The 24,980-nt window shown below is 64.5% G+C and carries 18 protein-coding genes; 17 read left to right on the forward strand and 1 reads right to left on the reverse strand.

Annotated elements, in window-relative coordinates; all coding sequences use genetic code 11:
* The first annotated feature begins 22 nt into the window (after positions 1-22).
* The 9 genes from ACIPV6_RS05405 to ACIPV6_RS05445 all read left to right on the forward strand — a co-directional run bounded on the left by ACIPV6_RS05405 (position 23) and on the right by ACIPV6_RS05445 (position 14,001).
* A complete protein-coding gene (locus ACIPV6_RS05405) occupies positions 23-1,819 on the forward strand; it encodes a sigma-54-dependent Fis family transcriptional regulator (RefSeq protein ID WP_400269885.1) in 1,797 nt (598 codons plus the stop codon).
* Between the two features lie 313 nt (positions 1,820-2,132).
* Positions 2,133-3,080, forward strand: coding sequence for a C-terminal binding protein (locus ACIPV6_RS05410; RefSeq protein ID WP_400269886.1), 948 nt, complete (start codon positions 2,133-2,135; stop codon positions 3,078-3,080).
* Between the two features lie 37 nt (positions 3,081-3,117).
* The gene (locus ACIPV6_RS05415) at positions 3,118-4,413 is read left to right on the forward strand and encodes an aspartate aminotransferase family protein (protein WP_400269887.1); all 1,296 of its coding nucleotides are present in this window, start codon (positions 3,118-3,120) and stop codon (positions 4,411-4,413) included.
* Positions 4,414-4,415: 2 nt separating this feature from the next.
* Positions 4,416-5,315, forward strand: a complete 900-nt coding sequence (locus ACIPV6_RS05420) for a fumarylacetoacetate hydrolase family protein (protein WP_400269888.1) — start codon at positions 4,416-4,418, stop codon at positions 5,313-5,315.
* Between the two features lie 33 nt (positions 5,316-5,348).
* Positions 5,349-7,439 carry a hydantoinase/oxoprolinase family protein gene (locus ACIPV6_RS05425; RefSeq protein ID WP_400269889.1) on the forward strand — a complete coding sequence of 697 codons (2,091 nt, stop codon included), beginning with the start codon at positions 5,349-5,351 and terminating at the stop codon, positions 7,437-7,439.
* 2 nt (positions 7,440-7,441) lie between these two features.
* Positions 7,442-9,202: a hydantoinase B/oxoprolinase family protein gene (locus ACIPV6_RS05430; RefSeq protein WP_400269890.1), complete on the forward strand. Its 1,761-nt coding sequence runs from the start codon at positions 7,442-7,444 to the stop codon at positions 9,200-9,202.
* Between the two features lie 82 nt (positions 9,203-9,284).
* Positions 9,285-10,418, forward strand: coding sequence for a Gfo/Idh/MocA family protein (locus tag ACIPV6_RS05435; protein ID WP_400269891.1), 1,134 nt, complete (start codon positions 9,285-9,287; stop codon positions 10,416-10,418).
* Positions 10,419-10,605: 187 nt separating this feature from the next.
* The gene (gene iolD, locus ACIPV6_RS05440; protein ID WP_400269892.1) at positions 10,606-12,567 is read left to right on the forward strand and encodes a 3D-(3,5/4)-trihydroxycyclohexane-1,2-dione acylhydrolase (decyclizing); all 1,962 of its coding nucleotides are present in this window, start codon (positions 10,606-10,608) and stop codon (positions 12,565-12,567) included.
* Positions 12,568-12,645: 78 nt separating this feature from the next.
* Positions 12,646-14,001, forward strand: a complete 1,356-nt coding sequence (locus tag ACIPV6_RS05445) for an aldehyde dehydrogenase family protein (protein WP_400269893.1) — start codon at positions 12,646-12,648, stop codon at positions 13,999-14,001.
* A 61-nt stretch (positions 14,002-14,062) separates the two neighbouring features.
* Here the strand turns inward: ACIPV6_RS05445 and ACIPV6_RS05450 are convergent, their stop codons facing one another.
* On the reverse strand, positions 14,063-15,247 hold the full coding sequence (locus ACIPV6_RS05450) for a Gfo/Idh/MocA family protein (RefSeq protein WP_400269894.1): 1,185 nt from the start codon (positions 15,245-15,247) through the stop codon (positions 14,063-14,065).
* A 188-nt stretch (positions 15,248-15,435) separates the two neighbouring features.
* On the opposite strand from ACIPV6_RS05450, the gene ACIPV6_RS05455 reads away from it, so the two are divergent.
* From ACIPV6_RS05455 to ACIPV6_RS05490, 8 genes are all read left to right on the forward strand, one after another.
* Entirely contained in the window at positions 15,436-16,203 is a 768-nt protein-coding gene (locus ACIPV6_RS05455) for an SDR family NAD(P)-dependent oxidoreductase (RefSeq protein WP_400269895.1), read from the forward strand.
* A gap of 52 nt (positions 16,204-16,255) precedes the next feature.
* A complete protein-coding gene (locus tag ACIPV6_RS05460; RefSeq protein ID WP_400269896.1) occupies positions 16,256-18,013 on the forward strand; it encodes an IlvD/Edd family dehydratase in 1,758 nt (585 codons plus the stop codon).
* A gap of 68 nt (positions 18,014-18,081) precedes the next feature.
* A complete protein-coding gene (locus tag ACIPV6_RS05465; protein WP_400269897.1) occupies positions 18,082-19,095 on the forward strand; it encodes a D-2-hydroxyacid dehydrogenase in 1,014 nt (337 codons plus the stop codon).
* Positions 19,096-19,126: 31 nt separating this feature from the next.
* Complete coding sequence (locus ACIPV6_RS05470) at positions 19,127-20,587, forward strand: APC family permease (protein ID WP_400269898.1); 1,461 nt, start codon at positions 19,127-19,129, stop codon at positions 20,585-20,587.
* 26 nt (positions 20,588-20,613) lie between these two features.
* A complete protein-coding gene (iolG, locus tag ACIPV6_RS05475) occupies positions 20,614-21,624 on the forward strand; it encodes an inositol 2-dehydrogenase (protein ID WP_400269899.1) in 1,011 nt (336 codons plus the stop codon).
* A gap of 391 nt (positions 21,625-22,015) precedes the next feature.
* Positions 22,016-22,831 carry an ATP-binding cassette domain-containing protein gene (locus tag ACIPV6_RS05480; protein ID WP_400269900.1) on the forward strand — a complete coding sequence of 272 codons (816 nt, stop codon included), beginning with the start codon at positions 22,016-22,018 and terminating at the stop codon, positions 22,829-22,831.
* Positions 22,828-23,826 (forward strand): ABC transporter permease, encoded by a 999-nt coding sequence (locus ACIPV6_RS05485; protein WP_400269901.1) that lies wholly within the window; start codon positions 22,828-22,830, stop codon positions 23,824-23,826. The genes ACIPV6_RS05480 and ACIPV6_RS05485 overlap by 4 nt, the downstream gene beginning before the upstream one ends.
* A gap of 62 nt (positions 23,827-23,888) precedes the next feature.
* Complete coding sequence (locus ACIPV6_RS05490; protein WP_144663151.1) at positions 23,889-24,857, forward strand: sugar ABC transporter substrate-binding protein; 969 nt, start codon at positions 23,889-23,891, stop codon at positions 24,855-24,857.
* Positions 24,858-24,980: the final 123 nt, after the last annotated feature.

The raw sequence follows: 24,980 nt of genomic DNA on the forward strand, positions 1-24,980 counted from the left end.
CGCCAACCCAGAGAGAACTCCAATGTCAGCAGAAGTACTGTCTCCGTGGCCGAATGAGACCCCGCGCGAAACCAACCGCGTCCGCGAGCTCTTCCTGATGCAACCCCATGCCGACCTCAGCGGCATCCGTCCCATGGTGGCCCGTTCCTGGTACAGGAGCCGCGCGGCCGGTGTGGATGCCTTCGCCGACAGGGGGTTCTACGACGAAGGACGGGTAGACGACTACACCATCGCGGCAGCAGGCCCACACCTGCAGAAGCTGGACGAAGTAGCCGCAGACCTGGGTGGCTACGTTAACATCACCGCCCCGAACGGAGTGTTGGTCAAGGCCAACTTCCTGCGGGATGACGGGTTCCCCGCTGGGTACTCCTTGCTGGAGGAAAGCTGTGGGAGCAACGGCGAAGGCCTCGCCCTGGAAGAGGGGCGGGGAGTGTGGCTGGCCCCCGAGGAACACTTCCGTGAAGACATGCGCGGCAACTGGTGCTTCGCTTCCTTGGTGCGGGATCCGTTCCATAACCGGGTACGTGCCGTCATCGGGCTGACTCTTCCGGCCAACCGGGTCAGCACGCTGGAACCTTCGTCCACCCTGCTCATGCTGGAAGGCGTTGCTTCGCGGATCGAGCGGGACATCGAGGTCCGTACGTCATCCAAGGAGCGGGCACTCCTCAGCGAGTACCTCAGGATTTCGCGCCGCCGGGGCAACCGGGCCGTGATCGCCGTCGACGGCAAGAACTCGCTCCAGAACGCCTCGGCGACAGCCACGCTGGTGGACAGCGATTTCTCGATCGTCTCCGGCTACGCCAAGGCAGTAATGTCCTCCGGTCGAGAGATGAACTGCGAAGTCATGCTCCAAGGGCCAGGCTTGTCCACGTTGGAAATTTCCCCTGTGACGCTGTCCGCGGCAAACGTCGGGGCGATCGTCGTGGTCCGGCCCCATGCGCCGGCCAAGGACCGGGCCGTCACCCCCACAAGCGCGCCGCTCCAGTTGGCCTCGGCTCCGCAAGGGACGGCAGAACGGCTGCTCAAGCATGTTGACGGCACCAGTACGGAGTTCAAGCGCACCCTCAACCTGGCCAGGAAAGCCGTTGACCAGGACAGGTCCGTGGTGATGATCGGTGAAGTCGGCAGCGGAAAGCTGCGGTTGGCCGGTGCCATCGCCGCCCTGCGGGGTGGGCAGATGGTGGTGGACGCCCGCAACGGAGACCTCAGGAACGCCTCGCTCCGGGACGTCCTGCACAGGGTGGCCATCGAGCTTCCCCCAACATTGATCGTGGAGCACGCCGATGAGCTCTCCCAGAATGAAGCCAGTGAGATCGCCCGCAACCTTCGGGGCAACGCCGCCACCAGGCTGATCTTCACCATCACGCGCCCCACGGATGCCACCCTCCTGCTTTCGGAGGCCTTCGATGTCCTTGAAGTTTCCGTGGCGCCCTTGCGCAACAGGCGCGAGGATATCCCCCAACTGGCCAACGCCATCGCGGAAGAGTTGGGGGAGCGGAAGCTGTCCCGGCGGCTCATCACCACCCTGACCCACGCCGACTGGCCCCGAAACATCGACCAGTTGCGCGCGGTGGTCTCCAACGCCGTCGAACGTGCAGAAGGTGCGGAGGTCACCCTGGACGACCTGCCGCAGGGTTTCCACCGCGTCCTGACCAAGGGCAGGCTGTCCCGCCTGGAGGACGCGGAACTCAGCGAACTGCGTACGGCGCTCCAGGAAGCGGGCGGCAACCGCAGCCTTGCGGCCGAAACCCTGCAGATCGGGCGCTCCACCCTGTACCGGCGTATGGACTACTTCCGCAGCCGCGGCTTCGACCTCTGATTCCACGCAGCAGCAGCCGACCTCCCAAGGGGGGCGGCTGCTGCGCGCTGCCCATCGAAAAGGCCCGACGGCGGGTGGCCGCTTGCGCTGCCAGGCTGCCCTCCGGCGTCGGAAGGCCCGACGGCGGGTGGCCGCTTCGCGCGTCCGGGGCCCCGACACCCAGGCGGTGGGACAGTGTCCCACCGAGGTGTCTCGATCTGGCACGGATGGCCGCCCCGATATCGCGTTGTACTGGAAATCACCCGATACCGGCACCCGTCCCAAGGAGTGTCCGGCAGGACCGAGGGTACCAACACGAACAGGACGACTGACTATGACCCGCGATGCCCAGGGAACCATTCTTGTGGCCCCTCACCATTTCCCGGACCTGGACCGTGAGCACGCGCTCGCGGAGGAGTTCGGTTACACACTCAACCCCGCGGCGGACACTGACGCCTTCCGCGACGGGCTGGCCGAAGCCGACATTGTGATGATCACCCCCTACGCCAAGCTCACTGCCGCGGACTTCCCGCTGATGGCCAAGTGCCGTGCAGTCATCCGGTACGGAATCGGCTACGACAACATCGACGTCGCCGCGGCCACCGACGCGGGCATCCCGGTCTCGATCGTTCCCGGCACGGCATCGGAGGAAGTCGCCTCCCACGCCTTCGCGATGGGCCTGGCGCTGGCCCGCCGCCTGCCCGCCGGCAACGCAGCGATCAACAACCTCGGCTGGGCCGGAACCATCGGCTACGACACCCCAGTCCTCTCCGAATTGGAAGTCGGCGTCCTGGGCATGGGACGCATCGGCCAGCACGTAGCCCGCATGTACTCGGCCGTCGGCGCCCGGGTCCGCGCCTACGATCCCTTCGTGACGGACAGCTTCGTGGAGATGGCCGGGCTGGAAGACATCCTGGAGAATTCCGACGTCGTTTCCCTCCACCTGCCGCTGAACGACGAGACGGCGAACCTCATCTCCACCGATGTCCTCGCCAGGATGCGCAAGGGCACCGTGATCGTCAACGTATCCCGCGGCGGGCTCATCGACGAGGCCGCGCTCGCCGAGGCCCTGACCTCAGGTCACATCGCAGGCGCCGGCATCGACACCTTCGCACAGGAACCTCTCGCCGCTGACCACCCCCTGCGCACGGCGCCGAACGCCATCCTCACCCCGCACATTGCCTGGCGTTCCAACCGGTCGACGGGCGCCCTGCAGGACGGCGCTGTGGAGCGGGTCCGCCTCGCGCTGACCGGCCAGCCACTCATCGACCTCGTGAACTGAAACGACTTGTGAATTGAAGAGACTGGAGAAACCCGACTTGGCAACCACCAATCATCTTGAAGACCTCGCTGCTTTGCAGAACCCCGTGGAAGATCCGCACCTGCGCCGTGGACCACGTGGTTTCCCGCTGCTGCCGGGCGGCTACGGCCGGTCGACGTACTACACCGGAGCTCCGAGCCCCTACGCCATCAAGGGCGAGGGCTACCGGGTGTGGGATGACCGCGGCCGTGAACTGATCGACGCGAACAACAACTTCACCTCCCTGATCCACGGAAACGCCCACCCGGAAATCACCGAAGCGGCCACCAAGGCGCTCACCACCGGGGCGAGCTGGGGCATCCCGAATCTTTACGAATGGGAATTGGCCGAACTCCTGCTGGGCCGCCTCCCGGAGTTGGACCAGGTCCGCTTCGCGAACTCCGGCACTGAGGCCGTCATGTCCGCGATCCGCATCGCCCGTGCGTCGACGGGGCGGGAGCGCGTCATTGTCACCAAGGGCGGTTACCACGGAACGTCCGAGGTTGCCCTGGTCCCGGGCGGACCGTCCTACCAGCGCGGCGTCACCCGCGGCGTGATCGACGACGTCACAGCGGTGCCGCTGAACGACGTCGAATTCCTGCGCCAGGCGGTCGAAGCGGCTCCGGACGCGTACGCCGCCATCATCCTGGACCTGCTGCCCAACCGTGCCGGCCTGCTCACCATCAACGAGGAATTCGTCCGGACCGCCCGCGAGCTGGCAACGCGATACGGCATTGTGCTGATCATCGACGAGGTCATCAGCCTCCGTCTTGGCTACAGCGGCTTCAGCGGTGAGTACGGGGTTTCCCCGGACCTGCTGACCACGGGCAAGCTCATCGGCGGTGGCTTCCCCGTCGGGGCGGTCTGCGGCAAGGCCGAGCTCATGGCCGAAGTGGACCCCACCCGCCCGGGAAGCCTGCCGCATGGCGGCACGTTCTCCGGCAACCCGGTGAGCATGGCCGCCGGTTCCGTGGCCCTGCGTCTCTACACCGAAGCAGAGGTCACGCGCTTGAACCAGTTGGGCGACACCGCCCGCGAAACGGTCAACGCAAGGATTGCCGACGCCGGCTGGGAGATCCGGGGCCACGGCTCGCTCCTCCGTGCGGTTCCTGCCGGTGCGGAGAAAGTGGACGAGCACACCCAGCACAAGCTGTGGTGGGCCTCCTACGAGCGCGGACTGCTCGGCTCCCCGGCCAACCTGCTCTCCCTGTCCACGCCCATGGACGAAAAGGTGGTGGCCGACATTACCGACCGCCTGGCCGACGCTGTCCTGGCAGTCGCCTCGGAGGCTCCCACTACGGAAGGTGACAAGTAACCATGAAGATCGTTTCCTACGAACACGAATCCGGGATCCGCGGCGGCGTCCTGATCGAGGACACCGTCTATGACCTGGAACTGCTCCTTCAAAGCTCAAAAGTGGCAGTGCACGGAGCCACCACGTCCGTCCGGGAATTCCTGGAACTCTACGGCGACAGGCTGGAGGGCATTTCCGCCGAGGTCAGCTCCCTGGCCGGCCAGGATCCGGAAGCGCACGTTGGTGCCCGGGCCGATGTCCGCCTGACCACTCCGGTGCCCAACCCCTCCAAGGTGCTCTGCATTGGCCTGAACTACAAGGACCATGTTGCCGAGACCGGCCGCGCGTTCCCGGAATACCCTGACGTCTTCGCCAAGTTCGCCTCCACCATGGTTGGGCCCGAGGACGAAATCGGCGGTGCGAAGGTCAGCGAAAACCTCGACTTCGAGGGCGAACTGGCAGTAGTCATCGGGCGCAAGGCCAGTGAAGTCACGGAAGAAGAAGCACTGACCTATGTGGCGGCACTTGCCCCGCTGAACGATGTCACCGCCCGCGACCTGCAGTACCGCGGTACCCAGTGGTTGGCAGGCAAGGCCGTGGACGGGTCAACCCCGTGGGGCCCTGCCCTGGTCACCCTGGACGAAGTGGGCGATCCCCAGAACCTGGACCTCGCAACCCGCGTGAACGGCATCGAAGTGCAGCGCTCCAACACCAGCTACCAGATCTTCCCGATCGCGCGGATCGTCTCCTACCTCTCAAGCTTCCTCACCCTGGAACCCGGCGACGTCATTGCCACAGGAACCCCGCAGGGCATCGGTGCCAAGCGGAACCCGCCTGTCTGGCTGGAACCGGGAGACACCGTGGAAATCGAAATCGACAAGGTAGGCCTGCTCCGCAACACCGTGGGCAAGCCCCAGCTCTAACCCCCTGCAAGCTCTACGAAAGTAATGAAGACCATGAGTGATGTACAAACACAACCAGGCGAGGCCCGGTACCGCATCGCCGTCGACACCGGCGGTACCTTTACCGACGTCGTGGTCGGTTCCAACAGCGGTGACATGGCAGTCGGCAAGGCGCTGACCACCTACGACCGCGTGTTCACCGGCTTCGAAGCCTCGGTTCGCCGCGCGGCCGAGTCCGTTGGCTGGAGCGGCGACGACGTCCTGCGCAACGCTGACGTCATTGTCTACGGCACCACCCACGCCACCAACGCAGTGCTCACCGGCAAGGTCGCTAAAACAGCGCTGCTGACCACGGACGGTTTTGCCGACACCCTGCTGCTCCGCGAAGGTGGCCGCCGCGACGCCTTCGATTCCAAGGCTGCCTACCCGCCGCCGTACATTCCCCGCCAGCTGACCTTCGAAATCACCGAGCGCATCTCGGCCGAGGGCGACATCCTGGTGGAACTGGACGAAGAGCAGGTCCGCGAAGTCCTCGGTTCCTTCAAGGAACAGGGCATCGAAGCCGTTGCCGTGTCCTTCCTGTGGTCCATCATCAACGACGCCCACGAGAAGCGGGTTGCCGAGCTGATCAAGGAAATCCTCCCCGGCGTTCCGTACACGCTCTCCAACGCGGCCAACCCCACCATCCGCGAATACCGACGCTCCTCGGCAGCCTCGATCGACGCTTCCCTGAAGCCGCTCATGGCCGACCACCTGGGCAAGCTCCGCTCGGACCTCCAGGAGTACGGCTTCGCCGGCGACCTTCTGGTGGTCACCTCCGAAGGTGCCGTGCTCGACGTCGCCGATGTCCTTGACCGTCCCGTCCTGCTGCTGAACTCCGGCCCGTCCATGGCACCGCTGGTGGGTGCGGCTGCGGCTCCGGACCACGAGACCGTGGTTGTCTGCGACATGGGCGGCACCACCTTCGACGTGTCCCTGGTGGAGAACGGCGTGGTCCGCCACACCCGCGAAGCCTGGCTGGGGGAGCCGTTCGTCGGTCACCTCACCGGCTTGTCTTCCGTTGCGGTTTCCAGCATCGGCGCCGGTGGCGGCAGCATCGCATGGATCGACGGCGGTGGCCTCCTTCGCGTGGGCCCGCAGAGTGCGCGCAGCACTCCCGGTCCGGCAGCGTACGGCCGCGGCGGCGAAGAACCAACCGTCACCGACGCCTGCGTGGCGCTTGGCTACCTCGACACGGAGGGCTTCGAAGGCGGGTTTACCTTGAACCGCGAGGCCGCCATCAAGGCCATTGACACCCGCATTGCCGGGCCGTTGAAGATGGACACCCTGCAGGCTGCCCAGGCCATCCTGGATGTCTCCGCCAACCACATGGCCACCGCCATCCGCCAGTCTGCCCTGGAACAGGGCGTTGACCCGCGGGGTGCGCTCATTGTTGCCGGCGGTGGCGCAGGCGCTATGGTCGCAGCGATCATTGGCAAGCTCTTGGAAGCCGACACCGTCCTGATCCCGGCGACCGCCGGCGTCCTGGCCGCCTACGGCGCCCACCGCGCCCCGATCGCAACCGAGTTCCTCTCCCCGCTGCACAACGACACCCGCAGTTTCGACGCCGGTTCGGCCTCCCGCGCTGTGGAGGACCTGACAGCCAAGGCTGAGCTCTTCGTGAAGCGCTTCGACGGCGTAGGCGAAGCGCCCAAGGTCACCTCCTTCGTGGATGCCCGGTACCCCGGCCAGGCCTGGGACCTCCGCGTCTACCTCGACGCCGCCCCGGACACCTCCGGTGATGCGGCAGGCATCATCGAACGCGCCTTCCACGAAGAGCACGACCGCCGCAACGGCACCCACGATCCGGACAGCCGCGTGGAGATCATCACCTGGGGCGTCCGCGTGGAAATCCCGCGTCCGGAGCACACCAAGTCCGAAAGCGAACTCAGCCGCACCGCGGAAATCCACCGCACGGACAGCATCGTCTTTGGCGGCGAACCCTTCAGCACCCAGCGCTACCGCGGCGTGACGCTCGCTCCGCGCGACAAGATCGTGGGCCCGGCCGTCATCGACCAGCCCACCACCACCATCGTCGTACCGCCGGAATGGGACGCGACGCTCGATGAACGATCCAACATCTACCTCACCCGTAAGGAGGCGTAACCGTGACCCGCGAATTCGATCCCGTAAAGCTCTCGGTCCTCGCCAACGCATTCGACGGCATTGTCCGCGAGATGACCAGCGGCCTGCTCCGCTCCGCCCGCTCTTCCGTGATCAACACGGCCCGCGACTTCTCCTGCGCCGTGCTGACCGCGGACAACCAGTTGCTTGCCGCGGCTGAAGGTGTTCCGGTGCACGTCTTCGGTGCCGGCCCGCTGGGCGAGGACATGGTGGAACTCCACAAGGACATCCGCGAAGGCGACGCGTTCCTGCACAACGACCCTTACATGGGTAATTCACACGCAGCGGACCACGTGATCCTGGTGCCCATCTTCATCCAGGGCCGCCACCTCTTCACCGCCGTGACCAAGGCCCACCAGGCCGACTGCGGCAACTCGCTTCCCACCACGTTCTTCGCCACCGCGCGGGACGTGTACGAGGAAGGCGCATTGATCTTCCCCTGCGTGCGGATCCAGCGCGACTACACGGACATCGACGACATTATCCGCATGTGCCGGTCCCGTATCCGTGTTCCGGACCAGTGGTACGGCGACTACCTGGCCTCCGTCGGCGCCTCGCGCATCGCCGAGCGCCGCATCCACGAACTCGCCGAGAAGTTCGGCGTGGATGACCTGGTGGACTTCGTGGACGCCTGGTTCGACTACTCCGAGCGCCTCACCGCCAGCGCGATCGAGAAGCTGCCGGAGTACGTCCTCCACGGCACCTCCGCCCACGATCCGTTCCCCGGAACCGGCCCGGAGGGCGTGCAGCTGCAGGCAACCCTCGAGGTGAAGCCCAAGCAGGGCAAGGTGGTGATCGATCTGCGCGACAACCCGGACAACCTGCCCAACGGCCTGAACCTCACCAAGGCAACGGCTACCGGCGCAGCATTGGCCGGCATCCTCTCCGGTATCCCGGAGAACCTGCCGAGCAACGCCGGAACCTTCCGCCGCGTCGAGGTGCTGCTGCGGGACGGCTGCGCCGTCGGTGTTCCCAAGCACCCGTACTCTTGCTCGTCCGGCACCACCAACCTTGCTGACCGCGTGGTCAACATCGTGCAGGCCGCTTTCTCCCAGATCGACGACGGCTACGGAACGGCCGAGGGCGCAGCCGGCCAGGCACCTGCCAAGTCGGTCATCTCCGGGACGGACGAACGCAACGGCAACCCCTACGTCAACCAGATCCTGATAGGTGGCGTCGGCGGTCCGGCAACACCGTACGTTGACGGCTGGCCCACCTACCAACGTCCCGTGTGCGGCGCCCTGCTGTACCACGACAGCGTGGAAGTGGACGAGCAGCGCTACCCGATCCTGGTCCACGAGCGCACCTTGGTTGCCGACTCCGGCGGAGCCGGCCGCCAGCGCGGCGGACTCGCAACACGCGTCACCATGGAGCCCCGCGGCGAGAGCGTCACCCTTACCTACGGCATCGAAGGCAAGATCAACTCGCCGAAGGGTGTCCGCGGCGGCCACGACGGTGCGGAACCGTCCGCCTGGGTGGAAGACCTCAAGACCGGCGAACGCCGCGAAATTCCCGTGGTGGGCCGTTACGACTTGCAGTCGGGCGAGAAGGTTGTCTCCATCACCCCCGGCGGTGGCGGCTACGGCGACCCGCTGGAACGCGACGTCCTGGCTGTACTCGACGACTACCGCGAGTCCCGCGTGACCCTCAAAGCCGCGGCCGCACACTACGGCGTGGTCATCACCGACGGTGCCATCGACGAGGCAGCCACGGCGAAGACCCGCGAGGAACGCCTGGCCGGCTAAACCGCAGCTATCGCAACCCATCCCGGGGCGGGGTATAGTCCTCGCCCCGGGATGTTCCAACAATCATTAAACGGAGATTCACATGGAACCCATTCGAGTCGGCATTATCGGCGTCGGAAACGTCCTCAACCAATACCTGGACAAGATCGGCGTCCACCCCGACGTCGACATCGTGGCGCTCGCGGATGTGAACCCCGAGGCCGTGCGGAAGCGCGCCGCCGAGTACGACGTTCCCAAAGCACTCACCCCGGACGAGTTGTTGGCGGACGAGGACGTGGAGCTGGTCCTGAACCTCACACCGCCCAAGCTCCACGCGCCGGTCACGCTGCAGGCGATCGCGGCCGGCAAGCACGTCCTTTCGGAGAAGCCCTTCGCCACGTCCCTTGAGGAAGCGAAGCAGATCCTGGACGCGGCGCGGGAAGCCGGCGTCAAGGTTGGCTCCGCGCCCACCACCTTCCTGGGTTCCGGCATGCAGACCAGCCGCAAGCTCATCGACGACGGCTGGATCGGTGAGCCCGTTGCAGCTTTCGCTTCCTTCGCGTGCAGGGGCTACGAGCACTGGCACCCGAACGTGGACCCGTTCTACAGCCCCGGCGCAGGCCCCATGCTGGACATCGGACCGTACCTCATCACCAACCTGGTGAACTTCTTCGGCCCCGTTTCCCGCGTCTCCGCAACCACGCCGCGTTCGTCCGAGACCCGTCCCCGCCCCGGCAAGGACGGCGAAGTCATCCAGATCCAGACCCCCACGCATGTCACGGGCACCCTCGACTTCGAGTCCGGCGCTTCTGCCACCGTGATCGTCAGCTGGGATATCTGGAACCACAACCTGCCGCATCTGGAGATCTACGGCACGGGTGGATCGTTGGCAGCACCGAACCCGGACCACTTCTCCGGCGCTCCCGTGCTGCGGCGCGGTGAGCCCGGTGACCTCGCGCTGGACATGACGCCTCCCGGCGGCGGGGACTGGCGCGAAACGCCCATCACCCACCGCGACGACGCCTACCGCGGCATCGGCCTGGCCGAGTTCGGCTACGCCATCCGCAACGGCCTGGAACCCCGGACCGGCGGCGACTTCGCCTACCACGTGCTGGAAGTCCTCCTCGCCTTCGAGGCCTCCTCGGAGCAGGGCAAGCACATCGCGATCGAAAGCACCTGCGAGCGGCCCCGGCCGCTGCCCTCCGTGGGACCGCAGGAGCCTTACCGCTTCGACTAAGACAAGCGAAAACAAACAGCAGCCGACGGCGGTACGCACGTACCGCCGTCGGCTGCTGTTTTTGCGTGTCCCGGCAGGTGGTCCGCGTCCCAAACTGGGACACAACTTTGCTTCCCCACGGTGAAAACCTGATGTTCGGGCGAATCGGTTTGCAAATGCCGACGCACCTACGAATTTAGGAGAACGCATGACTAGCACAGCCGCTGCTGATATCGGCACCGAGGTCAATATCGCAGCCGATAAAAAGGCCGTCCGCCGCCGCACTGTCGCACAAGCGATCATCGAGTATTTGCAGGTCCAGTACAGCGAACTCGATGGCGAACAGCGCCGCCTGATCGCCGGCATGTACGGCATCTTCGGGCATGGCAACTCCGTGGGCCTGGCCCAGGGCATCGACGAGTACGGTGTGGACTTCCCGCACTTCCAGGGCAAGAACGAACAGTCGATGGTCCATGCGGCCATCGGCTTCGCGAAGGCGTCCAACCGTGCCGCCACCCTGGCCTGCACCGCTTCCGCCGGTCCGGGATCCACCAATATGGTTTCCGGCGCCGCCACAGCCACCACCAACCGCCTGCCCGTGTTGCTGTTCCCCGCGGACATCATCAACAACCGCTTCGGCGATCCCGTGCTGCAGCAGATCGAGCACCCGGTGGAACGCGACGTGTCCGCCAACGACTGCTTCCGTCCGGTCAGCCGCTACTTCGACCGGATCACGCACCCCGCCCAGTTGCTGTCCACGCTCCCGGAGGCAATGCGCGTCCTCACCGATCCCGTGGAAACCGGTGCCGTGGTGGTTTGCCTGCCGCAGGACATCCAGGGTGCGGAGTTCGACTTCCCGGAGTCCTTCTTCACCCCGCGCGTCTGGCACATCCGCCGTCGTCCGGCTGTTGGGGACGAGCTTCGCGACGCCGCGGAAATCATCCGCAACGCTAAGCGTCCGCTGCTGATCGCCGGTGGCGGCGTCCGCTACTCCAAGGCGCAGGAAGAACTGGCACGCTTCAGTTCCGAGTTCGGCATCCCGGTCTCCGAGACCTATGCCGGCAAGGGAAGCGGACCCATCACCGACCTCAACCTCGGTGCGCTGGGCGTGACCGGAACCGTGGGTGCCAATGAGATCGCCGACGGCGCGGACTGCGTCATTACCGTGGGCTCGCGCCTGCAGGACTTCATCACCGCCTCGCATTCGCTGTTCCAGAACCCGGACGTGAAGTTCGTGAACCTCAACGTGGGTTCGTTCGACGCCCACAAGATGGGCTCGTTCCCCGTCATCGGCGACGCCAGGCTCAACCTGGCCGGCCTGCGGGAGCGGCTCACCGCCGTCGGGTACTCGACGTCGGACGAGTTCCGCAGCGACATCGCGGACGCACGCAAGGCCACGCTGGAAGTGCGCAAGCACGACCTCCAGGCCTTCCCCGGCGAAATCATGAGCCAGGCCCAAGTGATCGACGTCCTAAACAAGCGCACCACCAGCGATGACGCCCTGATCCTTGGTTCCGGCGGCGTGGTTGAGGGCATCCATAAGGCCTGGGATCCGTCCAACGGCACCGAGATCCACTTCGAATACGCCAACTCCTGCATGGGCCACGAGATCCCTGCAGGCCTGGGCTACCGTCTGGCCCGTCCCGAGGCACCCGGCGAGGTGTATGTCCTGATCGGAGACGGCACCTACTTCATGCAGCCCACGGAACTGGTCACGGCCGTCCAGGAACGCAAGAAGATCATCACGATCGTCATCGACAACCGCGGCCACCAGTGCATTTGGCCGCTGCAGGTTGCCAAGGGCGGTCCGGGCCGCGAATTCGGCACACAGTACCGGGAACGCAGCAAGGAGTCCGGCCGTTTGGACGGGGCGGTACTCGAGTTCGACATCGCCGCCAACGCGGCCAGCATGGGCTGTGCGGCATGGTCGACGACGACGGTCGAGGAGTTCTCTGCCGCCCTCACCGAGGCGCAGCAAGCCGAGGGGCCTGCGGTGATCGTCGCCCGCGTGGAGCCGTGGCGCTACCTCTCCGGCAACGGCGCCTTCTGGGACGTTGGAGCTCCGATGACCTCGGAGCGGCCCGCCACCCTGGAGGGTGCTGCCAAGCACCTCAAGGGCCGTGAGCGGCAACGTTTCTACGCTGCCACCACCGCACCTGACGCACGCTAGGCGCACCGGGCGGGACCGCTCCATCCAGCGGTCCCGCCCGTTTCTTTTACGGGATTTACTGACCAAGGAGCAATCATTATGAGCGCATTTGCCGTTACTGATCCGGCTACCGGAACCATCCACGCCGAGTACCCCGCCGCCACTGACGCAGAGGTGGAAGCCGGGCTCAGCGCCGCCCAGCAGACCTACCAGGAGTGGTCCCGCACCACCACGGTGGCCGAGCGCGCTGCCTTGGCCAAACGCCTTGCGGATCTCTTTGTTGAGCGCAAGGACAAGCTGGCCGCCATCATCAACCGCGAGATGGGCAAGCCGCTGCAGCAGGCCGCTGGCGAGGCCGAGTTCTCCGGCTCCATCGCTGCCGCCTTCGCTGAGCACGCCGAAGAATGGCTTGCCGATGAGCAACTGGAGGTGGCCGATGGTTTGCGGAGCTTCTTCCGCTACCAGGGCCTCGGCGTGATCCTGGGCATCATGCCGTGGAACTACCCGTATTACCAGGTGGCTCGGTTCGCGATTCCCAACATCATTCTGGGCAACACGGTGATCGTCCGGCACGCGAGCCAGTGCCCGGAGTCGGCGCTGGCGTTGGAGGAACTCTTCCGCGATGCAGGCTTCCCGGAGGGCGCCTACGTCAACATGTTCGCCACCCACCAGCAGATCTCCACCATGATCGCGGACGACCGCGTCCAGGGTGTCTCGCTCACCGGCTCCGAGCAGGTGGGTGCGATTGTTGCGGAGCAGGCCGGACGTGCCCTGAAGAAGTGCGTGCTGGAGCTTGGTGGCGCCGACGTGTTCCTGGTGCTCGATACCAATGACGTAGACCTCGCTGTGAAGAAAGCCGTGATGGGCCGCATGGGCAACACGGGCCAGTCCTGCAACGGTTCCAAGAGGATCGTGGTGTTGGACAAGTACTTCGACGAGTTCTCGGAGAAGTTCAACGCTGCCATCGCCGGACAGTCCTACGAGAACGGCGATTTCGGACCGATGTCCTCGGACTCGGCGACCAAGTTCCTGGCTTCCCAGGTGCAGGGCGCGCTGGACCAGGGCGCCGAGATCCTGGTGGGCAACAACGAGCCTCAGGGCAACGTGTTCACCCCGACAGTGATCACCAACATCACGCCGGCCATGGACGTCTACAGCGAGGAACTCTTCGGCCCTGTTGCGCAGCTGTACAAGGTCAGCAGCGACGAGGAAGCCATCAAGCTCGCCAATTCCTCGCCGTACGGCCTGGGCTCCGTGGTGATTTGCGACGATGTTGAACGCGCCGAGCGCGTCGGCAACCAGCTCGACGTCGGCATGGTCTTCGTGGGTGCCTACGACCTCAGCGGTGCGGACGTGCCGTTCGGCGGCGTCAAGAAGTCCGGTTACGGCCGCGAACTGGGCAAGGTGGGCATGCTGGAATTCGCCAACAAGAAGCTGTTCCGCTTCGCGAAGTAAGTCCTGATACGAGAAGGAGGCCGGATCACGCTGATCCGGCCTCCTTCTTTGCCCTGGAAGACTAGGCTCCGTACGTCGTCTTCGCTGTGACTTCCGGGACCTCCACCCATGCGGAAGACTCTGCGCTGCGCAGGGAGGCATCCACCAGTTCCGATGCCGACCAACCGTCGGCCACAGAGGGTCCAAGCTGCTTGCCTTCGGCCACCGAACGCAGGAACAGCGCGGCCTCGATGGTCTTGAGGTCGTTGAAGCCGATGCCGGGGCCGGCGTTGGGCTGGAAGCGCCCGAATTCGCCGAAGGAGGGCGGGGTCATGATGGTCCGGTATCCACTGCGGTCCGTTGCGACTTCCAGCTGGTTCATGCGCTCGAAGTTCCAGCGGATGGATCCTTCGGTGCCGTAAACCTCCACGATGTATTCGGCGTGCGGGCCAATCGCGACGCGGGTTGTCTCGAACATGCCCACTGCACCGCCCTCGAACCGGGCAAGCATGGCCGTGTAGTCCTCGTTCTCCACCTCGCGGGTCACATCCGAGGCCTCACCCTTGTTGAAGGAATTCGACGACGTTCCGGCTGGCAGCGGACGTTCCTTGATGAAGGTTTCCGTCACCGCGTTGACCGAGGTGATGCGGCCTACCAGGAACTGTGCCAGGTCGAAACCGTGGCTCAGGATGTCGCCCAGGACGCCGGAACCAGCGCGCGCCTGCTCGTAGCGCCACGTGAACACCTGCGTCGGGTCCGAGGCATAGCTGGTCAGCAGGCGGATCTGCACGTTGGTCACCTTGCCCAGCGCCCCGGAACGGATCAACCGTCGGGCCTCGGCGATGGCTGGGGTGTGCCGGTAGTTGAAGCCCACCGAGGTAATCAGCCCGGCGGCCTCGGCGCCCTGGGCGATCTCCCGGGATTCCTGGGCACTGCGGCCCATGGGCTTCTCGATCCAGAAATGCTTGCCTGCCTCGATGGTGGCCAGCGCGATCTCGTGGTGCAGGAAGTTAGGGGAACAGATCGAGACGACTTCGACGTCCGGGTTCTCCAGCACCTTCCGGTAGTCGGTAGCCGTTTCCTTGTAGCCGAGCGCGTCCTCGGCGTGGTGACGGCCGGCGTCGTCCGGGTCTGCGGCGATCACCAGCTCGGGGTGCCGCGGCAGTTCCGGGAAGAACTGCTTGGTGGCGAGGTAGGCGCGGGAATGCAGGCGCCCCATCCACCCCACCGAGATGAGGCCAACGCCAATGCGGTTCTGGTCTTCCAAAGTGGACTCCTTAATTTGTGCCGCTCTCCGGCGGTGCTGTGCCGCGCCGAAAGGCGGCATCTGCGGATCAGCCTATGAACGCCAGGAGTGTGCGCTGTGTCTCAATCTGAGACATCCGGCGAAGGCCTCCGGCTGTTTGAGTAGAACGTACTAGTCCAGTAACGCCAAGAAAGAGGAGCCCGTCGACGATGATGGAGCGCAGCACGTGGAATCGGACGGAACCCTTGCGGGTGCTCGTCACAGGCGCGACGTCCGGCGTCGGCGAAGCGACCGCAAAACTCTTCGCAGCGCGGGGTGCGCGGGTGGCCCTTTTGGGGCGCCGCGCGGGCGAACTGCAGCGCGTCGCGGAGGAGATCGACGGCGGTGCGCACCAGGTGGTCACGGATGTCGCCGACGCCGAATCGGTCCGGAACGGAGTCAGGGGAGCCATCCACGCCCTGGGTGGGCTCGACGTTGCAGTCAACGCCGCGGGGGTTGCCGGCTACGCGGCACTCGAAGACCTGGGCGAGCACCGCTGGCGTGAAGTGCTGGACACCAACCTCTCCGGTACCTTCTACGTCGCCCGGGAGGCGGGCCTCCACCTGCGCAGGTCCGGGGGAGGGGCAATCGTCAACGTCGCCTCGGACCTCGCAACGATGGGCGTGGCCGGGCTGGCCCACTACTGCGCAGCCAAGGCCGGCGTCGTAGGCCTCACCAAAGCGCTCGCCTTGGAACTGGCGCCCCATGTCCGGGTCAACGCCGTGTGCCCGGGGCCCATCGATACCCCCATGTTGCGGTCAGGTCTGGAATCCGAGGCGGACCCCGTCCTGGCCCTGCAGGAGAAGGAAAGCACCGTGCCGCTGAACCGCCTCGCTGCCCCGGAAGAAGTAGCGGCGGCCATCTACTTCCTGGCGGTGGACGGCACCTTCGCCACTGGCACCAGCATGGCGTTCGACGGCGGCACGTCCGCCGCGTAGCAGCCTCACCCAAGACTTCACAACACGAACAAACCAAGGAGTTCCGAAAGATATGCCTGAGTCGAACTACAACGATCTCCGCAGTGCGCACTGGTTCGCGCCGCACGACCTCACGGGATTCGTGCACCGTACTGCCATCCAGGCCGAAGGCTTCTCGCGCTTCGCCATCAAGGACCGGCCGGTCATTGGCATCGCAAACTCCTGGTCGGAGCTGGTCAACTGCAACATCCACTTCAAGCTGCTTGCCGATGCCGTAAAACGTGGTGTTCTCATGGCCGGCGGTTTGCCACTGGAGTTCCCCACCATCTCCTTGGGCGAAAGCCTGATGAAGCCCTCGGCCATGCAGTTCCGCAACCTGATGGCCATGGACGTTGAGGAATCCATCCGTGCCTACCCGCTGGATGCCATCGTGCTGCTGGGTGGTTGTGACAAGACGGTTCCGGCACAGCTCATGGGAGCGGCCAGCGCGGACATTCCCACGATCATGCTGACGGGCGGCCCGCAGGAACCGGCGTACTTCCGCGGCAAGCAGCTGGGCGTTGGCACGGACACGTGGAAGTACGCGGACGAACTGCGCGCGGGCAAGATCACCGAGGCGGACTTCGATGAACTCGAGTCCTCTGCCAAGCCCTCCGCCGGTCACTGCAGCGAAATGGGCACGGCCTCCACCATGACGTCGCTCGTTGAAGCGCTGGGCATGTGCCTTCCCGGCACTGCGTCCATTCCCGCCGTCGATTCACGCCGCGGGCAGGCAGCGGAAGCCACAGGCCGCCGGGCGGTGGAAATGGCCTTGTCGGGCCCGAAGCCCAGCGAGATCCTGACCAAGGAAGCGTTCGACAACGCCATCACCTTGCTCATGGCCGTGGGCGGCTCCACCAACGCAGTGGTTCACCTTTTGGCCCTGGCCCGCAGGGTCGGCTACGAACTGCAGTTGGACCGCTTCCACGAGATTTCCCAGCGGACCCCTCGGATCGTCAATGTCCGCCCGTCCGGTGAGTACCTGGTGCAGCAATTGTTCCAGGTGGGCGGCATCTCCACCGTGCTGAAGGCGCTGGACCCGCTGCTGAACCGGGACGCCCTGACCGTCACGGGCGAGTCCCTCGAAAAGGGCTACATCAACGCACCCGAGCCGGACGGGGTCGTCGTGAGCACACTCGAGACGCCCTTTGACGCCTCAGGAGGCATCGCCGTCGTGCGTGGTTCCCTGGCCCCCAACGGTGCCGTGATCAAGCGCAGCGCCGCCTCCAAGGACCTGCTGCAGCACAAAGGCTCGGCGATTGTCTTTGACGACATTTACGATCTCGGACGGCGGATCGACGATCCTGACCTGGACATCACCGAGGACTCGGTCCTGGTGCTGCGCAACAGCGGTCCCGTCGGCGCGCCCGGCATGCCGGAGTGGGGCATGCTGCCCATCCCGCAGAAGTTGCTGCGCCGCGGCATCCGGGACATTGTGCGCATCTCCGACGCCCGCATGAGCGGCACCGCATTTGGCACAACCGTGCTACATGTCTCGCCCGAAGCTGCGGTGGGTGGTCCGTTGGCGATTGTCCGCGATGGGGACCCGATCGTGCTGGATGTCGAGAACCAGCGGCTGGACCTGGACCTCCCTGAGGAAGAGATCGAAGCCAGGCTTGCGGAACTCAAACTGCCTGAGCCGAAGTACCGCCGCGGCTACGGGCGTCTCTTTATCGACCACGTCAACCAGGCGCATGAAGGTTGCGACTTCGACTTCCTCAAGGGCCTGCCGGATGAGGAGCCCCAGCGGTTGCCGTACGGCCTGATGAGTGGATGGCAGGGCGGCTGGTAGGCCGCGGCCCGTACTAAGCACGAGTCTTAGGGGCGCTTCTGCGGGAGCGCCCCTTGAAAGGAGAAAATGTGTCACGACCTAAAGTGATTGTCATCGTCCAGGAAGGCCGTCCGGTGCCTCCCGTGGAGCGTTTGAAGGACGAAGCCGACGTGGTGGTGGTCCGGACGGCCGACGAGTTCCGTGCCGCGCTGCCTGGAACGGAGATCCTGTTCCTCAACGACTTCCGGACCAAGCTGCTGCGCGAAGTGGGTCCGGGTGGCCTCCGCTGGATACATACGTCCAGTATTGGCGTGGACAGCCTCATGACCCAGGAGATCATCCACAGCGACATCGTGGTCAGCAACTCGCGGGGCGTCTGTGAACGCCCCATCGCTGAGTGGGTCCTGGGCGTTCTGTTGATGTTCACCAAGGACCTGCGCCGTACCATCGAGCTGCAGCAGGCGCGGACCTGGCAGCACCGCGAAACCGAGCCGCTGCTGGACCGCAAGGTGCTGGTGGTAGGACCGGGTCCGGTGGGACGCGAAACTGTGCTGCTGCTGCGTGCCGCGGGAATGGATGTGACCGTCGTAGGGCGGTCTGCCCGGGACGACGCCCAGCTCGGAGCGATTGCTTCTTTCGACGAGCTGGATGTGCTCCTCGGCGAGGCCCAGGACGTGGTGCTCACGGTCCCGCTCACCGAGGAGACCCGCGGGCTGTTCAACGCGGCCCGCTTCGACAAGATGCGTCCGGGTGCCCGCCTGGTCAACGTGGGCCGTGGAGCCGTGGTGGTGGAGCAGGACCTGCTTGATGCGATCGATGCGGGGCACCTGGGCGCTGCGGCATTGGATGTCTTCGAGAACGAGCCCTTGGCGGCCGAAAACCCGCTGTGGAGCCGCAACAACATCCTGGTGTCACCCCATGCTTCAGGGGACCTGATCGGATGGCGCGGGAAGGTTGTGGACTGCTTCGCGAAGAACCTCCAGCAGTGGAAATCGGGCCAGCCTCTCAATGACGTGGTGGACCTGAAAAAGCTCGGCGGAACCGCTCCAAATCCGGTGTCCCAAGCTGGTACAGTGCTCCCACAATCCGCGTCGGTAGTGTGATTCAGCACTCTAATTTCGTGACGAGGATTACATGTCTAGCTCAACAAAAGGGAAGCCGATAACGCCTACCCAGACCCAGGAACACAAGCTCAGCGGCAACATGGGGGTGGGCGAGCTCGTGATGAACGTGCTCGCGTTCTCCTCCCCGCTGACCACCGTTGCCGGCACCTTGCCCGTGATGCTCCTCTTCAGCGGCCACACCGCTCCCGGAATCTACCTCCTGGTGACGTTGATGCTGCTGATCTTCTCGGTAGGTTTCGTCAAGATGAGCCGGAGCGTTGAGGCGCCGGGCGGCTTCTACTCCTTCGTCACAGCGGGTCTTGGAAAGCCGGCTGGCCTGGGTGGTGCACTCCTGGCGCTGGTGGGCTACATCTTTATCGGCTTCTTTGCGCCGTCCCTGTTCGCCCTCACGCTGCAGAGCTTCGTGGTGAATACCCTCGGCGGTCCGGACATTCCCTGGTACTGGTACGGGCTTGGCATCATTGTCATAACTACTTTGCTGGCCTACAACCGCATCGATCTGTCCGCGAAGGTGCTTACGGTGGTCATGCTGCTGGAGTCTGCCGTGGTCATCATTTTCGACGTCGCGGCGTTCGCTTCCGGTGACGTGTCACAGGGCGTCGGGTTCTCCATGCCGTGGATTACCGACGCCGGTTTGGGCCTGGCGCTGCTCTTCGCAGTTGGCAACTTCTTCGGTTTCGAGGCAACGGTCATCTACCGTGACGAGGTCAAGAACCCGGACCGGACCATTCCCCGCGCAACTTATCTGGCGGTAGTGGGAATCGGTCTGTTCTACGCGGTTGCTGCCTGGGCGTACACGGCCTTCCTGGGAGCGGACAACGTCCAGGAAGAAGCCAAGGCCAACACTGTGAACCTGTTCAACGACGGCGCCATTGCGTTGGTAGGCAAGATCTTTGCGGACATCGGGGTGGTCCTGCTTATCACTTCCATCCTGGCTTCCATGCTGTCCATCCAGAACATCGCTGCGCGGTACAGCTTCTCGCTGGCTGCCGACGGTGCGCTTCCGAAGGCCCTGGGCCGGGTGCATCCCCGGCACAAGTCCCCCTACGTTTCAGCCGTAGGCGTTGGTTTGCTCTGGGCCGTGGCCACGGTGGTGTTCACCTTGGTAGGGGTGGCTCCTGAAGCCCTTTACCCGATCGCGAGCGGCAGTGGCACGTTCTCCGTCCTGCTCCTGATGTTCATCACGAGCTTTGCCGTGCTGGTGTATTTTGTCCGCCGCCGCAGTTTCGCTCCGAAATCCGTATGGAAGACCATTGTGGCGCCGATAGTCAGCGTGATCTTCCTTGGCCTGATCACCTACCTGGCAATCGCGAATTACCCTGAGCTGATCGGCGGCTCCATGGTCATGACGGCCATTTTCATGACCTTCACTTTCGCCTTGTTCGTTGGCGGAATAATCTACGCCTATTTCCTGCGCTCGAAGCGTCCGGATGTTTATGCGCGCCTGGGCCGGCAAAAGATCGAGCAATAAACCACCTCAATATCTGGAGACCTGCAATGACGCAACAGATCAGGGTTGGCCTGTTCGGGACCGGCAGGATCGGTCAAGTGCACGCCATGAGCCTTGCGACACTCGAAGAAGCAACGTTGGCCTGGGTGTGCGACCCCTTCATTGAGGGCGCCAAGCGCACGGCCGCCGAGTTCGGAGGCCGCGTAAGCGACGATCCGGAGGAAGTGTTTGCCTCCGGGGAAGTCGATGCCGTTATTGTCGCCTCGCCAACGGCCACCCACGTGGACTTGATCGGACAATCGATCGACGCCGGCATCCCGGTGCTGTGCGAGAAGCCCATCGACCTGGAGATCGGACGGGTCGACGCCCTCCGGGCCAAGGCGGCAGCCACGGATGTACCGATCGCCCTGGGCTTCAACAAACGCTTCGACAGGCACTTCGTGGAGCTCAGGCGGCGTGTGGGGGCGGGTGAGATCGGTGCCCTGGAGCAGCTGATCATCACCAGCCGGGATCCAGGGGAGCCCCCGGCGGCCTACCTGCCCCAGTCCGGCGGAATCTTCCGGGACATGACCATCCATGACCTGGATATGGCCCGCTACTTCCTCCCTGACATCGTGGAGGTCTCGGCCCGGGGTGCCAACGTCTTCAGCGACGGCATCCGGCAGGCGGGCGACTTCGATTCCACCGTGGTCACCCTCCGGGGTTCCAAGGATGAACTCGTGACCATCTTCAACTCCAGGCATTCCGCGTATGGCTACGACCAGCGCATTGAGGCCTTTGGATCCACCGGCTTGCTCCATGTGGCCAACAAGAACGACAGCCTGGTGCGGCACTGGGGTGCCCGGTCCGTCGAGGGCATGGGCCCGTACCAGAACTTCTTCCTGGAGCGCTACGCGGAGGCGTACCGGCTTGAGGTCGCCGAGTTCCTCCGCGCGGTCCGTGGCCTTCCTTCCCGGAGCCCCGGCTTCGAGGACGGCCGTGCTGCCTTGATCCTGGCCGACGCGGCGGAGAAGTCCGCCCGGACAGGCGCCGCCATAGCCGTGGAGCTGTCAGCGTAGCCCCTTGACTGCCCGGTTCGGGCACGGATTCTTTCGCAACAATCCGTGCCTGGGCCGGGCTTTGTCCTTTTAAAGACTCAACAGCCAAGAATTGTTTCCCGCAGCAACAATTCCGGCAGGTCCGTGTTCCAAAGTGGCACACATGCCCGGTTATCCAATCCGTCAAAGTTCAAGTAAGTGAAACAGTGTGGCGAAGGTCACGCAGTTATGGGGCTTTCTTGAATTACCCCGGAACCTGCAAAGTCGAACAACGTTGTTTGATGGTCCATCGCCAAAGGTGTTTCACCGGTTCATTTGCATGGCCCTATCAAACGAGGATGAGATGACCGACGCACCACCGGCGACAACTCCATTGGTCGCCCTAAAGGACATACACAAGACATTCGGGGCGGTGTCCGCTCTGCGCGGAGTCAGCATCGATGTCATGCCCGGCGAAACCTTCGCTCTTCTTGGAGACAACGCCGCCGGCAAATCAACGCTCATGAAAGTTCTGACGGGCGTCTACCAGCCCGATCGGGGCTCGATCGAGCTGGACGGGAAGGCCGCTGCGTTCCCCACCCCATCGGCATCCCGGGACCAGGGCGTCGAGATGGTCTACCAGGACTTCGCCCTGGCCGACAACCTGGATGTCCGGACCAACATCTTCCTGGGCCGCGAGCCCCAGAAGAACATCCTGGGTCCGCTGTTGAGGATCATCGACAGGAAGAAGATGGAATCCGAGACCAAGCGCGTGCTGGAGCGCCTGGACATTCCCATCAACCCGCGGCTCAAGGTGAAGCGACTCTCCGGCGGCCAGCGGCAGGCTGTGGCGATCGGACGCGCACTGGCCTTCGACGCCCGCTTGATCATCATGGACGAGCCCACCGCGAACCTGTCGGTGGCCAAGGTGGACAAGCTCATCGAGGTCACCCAGCGGCTCAAGGACCTGGGCATCGCGGTCATCATCATTACGCACCGCCTCGACGAAGCCTTCGCAGTGGCGGACCGCTTCGCCGTCATGCGTCAAGGGCAGGTAGTGGGACGCTTCCGCGTGGGCGAGGTCTCCGAGGCCCAGGTGGCCCACCTGATTTCCCACGGCACCTTGGACGACTACGTCGACCACGGCAGCGGCATTCCCGAGGACCGCCGCAAGATCGGAAGCACTTCATCCATGGAAACCGTTGATGCCTTCTCCGCACGCGGTACCACCAACGGGAGCGACTCATGAGCATCACCATGGACAACCTCAAGACCAAGCTGGGTCCCGCCGACCTTAAGGAAGGCCTCACCGCCACCAAGGTCAAGCGGTTCATTGGGGACTACGGAATCATCATCCTGTTCGTGGTGATCCTGGTCTTCCTCGCCGCAGCGGCCCCGAACTTCCTCACCCTGAACAACATCGTGAACGTGGTCAGGCAGTCCTCCATCATCGGGCTGATAGCGCTGGGAATGACCTTCATCATGATCACGGCAGGAATCGACCTGTCCGTGGGATCGGTGGTGGGCCTGGCCGGCATGACCTTCGCCCTGCTTGCCCCCGCCAGTGGTGGCGCCTTCTGGCTGCCGCTGATCGCCGGCCTGGGCGTCGGCCTCCTGGTGGGCTTCCTCAGCGCAGCGATGGTGGTTTGGGGAGCCATCCTTCCCTTCCTGGCAACGTTGGCCACCATGGCCATAGCCCGCACGGCGGCGCTCGTGATCACCGACGGCCAGGTTGTCTCCGGTCTCAGCGGTCCGGCCGAGTGGCTCGGATCCGGCTTCCTGGGCCCCATCCCGGTTCCCGTGATCATCTTCCTGGTGGCTGCCATCATCTGCGAGTTCGTGCTGAGCCGCACCAAGTTCGGTTCCCACGTCTACGCCGTGGGCGGCAACGAGGAATCAGCCAAGAAGGTCGGCATCTCAACAGGCCGGGTGCTCTTCATGGTCTACCTCATCGGCGGCGTCACTGCCGCACTCGGTGGCCTGGTACTCACTGCCCGTCTCGACGGCGCCGCACCGGTGGCAGGTACCGGTTACGAACTCCAGGTGATTGCCGCCGTCGTGATTGGCGGAACGAGCCTCTTCGGCGGCGTCGGCACCATCCGCGGAACCGTCATCGGCGTACTCCTCCTGGGCGTGGTGATGAACGGCATGAACCTGATGGGCGTTTCCTCCTACTTCCAGCAAGGCGTCCAGGGCGTGATCCTGGTGCTCGCCGTCCTGCTGAACCGCTGGAAGTCGGACTAACCAAAACATAGGCAACAACAATCTCCCAACGCACAGACAAAAAACCACTGAAAGGAACAACCATGGGTATGCGACGTAAGATCGCCGCGGCGGTCGCCATGATGGCAGCGGGGGCACTCACCCTCACCGGCTGCGCGGGAAGCAGCAACGCGACCAGCAGCGGCGGAGCGGCCAAGACCTACAACATCGGCGTTGTGGTCCTTGACCTGCAGGACCCGGACCTGGCCCACATGACCGACGCCATGAAGAAGACGGCTGATGAAAAGGGCGTAAAGCTCAACATCACCGACTCCAAGAAGGACGTTGGCAGCGAACTGAACCAGGTTGAGGACCTCCTGACCCGCCAAGTGGATGCCGTGATCATGCAGCCCCTGGATGGCGATGCCAGCCAGAACGCGGCCAAGCGGGTCATAGCAGCCAACATCCCCCTGTTCATCCTGTCCACCGAGTTCGCCGAGGGCTCGGATGTTGGCTACAAGAGCTACATCGGCGTGGATGACACTGTGGCCGGCCAGATGCAGGCCGAATACCTCAACAAGCTGATGCCCAACGGCGGCAACCTCGTGTTCGCAGCCGGCATCTACGGCGCCTCGTGGACCGATCGCCGTAAGAACGGCTTCGACAAGACCATCAACAAGAACTTCAAGATCGTGGCCGAGTTCCAGGCCAAGGGCAGCCGCGATGACGCCAAGCGCAACATGGAGGACACCCTGCAGCGCTTCCCGTCCGGCCAGATCGACGCCGTTGTCGCCAACAATGACGAGATGGCCATTGGTGCGGCCTCCGCCATTGCCGACGCTGGCCGCACTGCCGAGTTCAAGGCCGTGGTGGGCGTCGACGGCACCGAGCCGGCGCTGCAGGACATCAAGGGTGGCACCATGTCCGCTACCGTCCGCCAGGACTCAGCGGGCCAGGGCGTCAAGGCAGTTGAGGTGGTCACCGACTTCCTGAACGGTGGAAACGTGGACAACCGCTACACGCTGCCGTTCACGCTCATCACCAAGGACAACCTGTCCGAGTTCCTGAAGTAGCCTCTTTCGAATAAAAGCACGGGCACAGCGGATCCCTCCGCTGTGCCCGTTCTGTTTTGGCACATTCCAGCAGGGTGCGGGCCTGCCTAAACTTCCAGCGGACCACTACGAATTGGAGACGGC

Source organism: Paenarthrobacter sp. NPDC089988 (assembly GCF_044748465.1).
Lineage (GTDB): Bacteria > Actinomycetota > Actinomycetes > Actinomycetales > Micrococcaceae > Arthrobacter.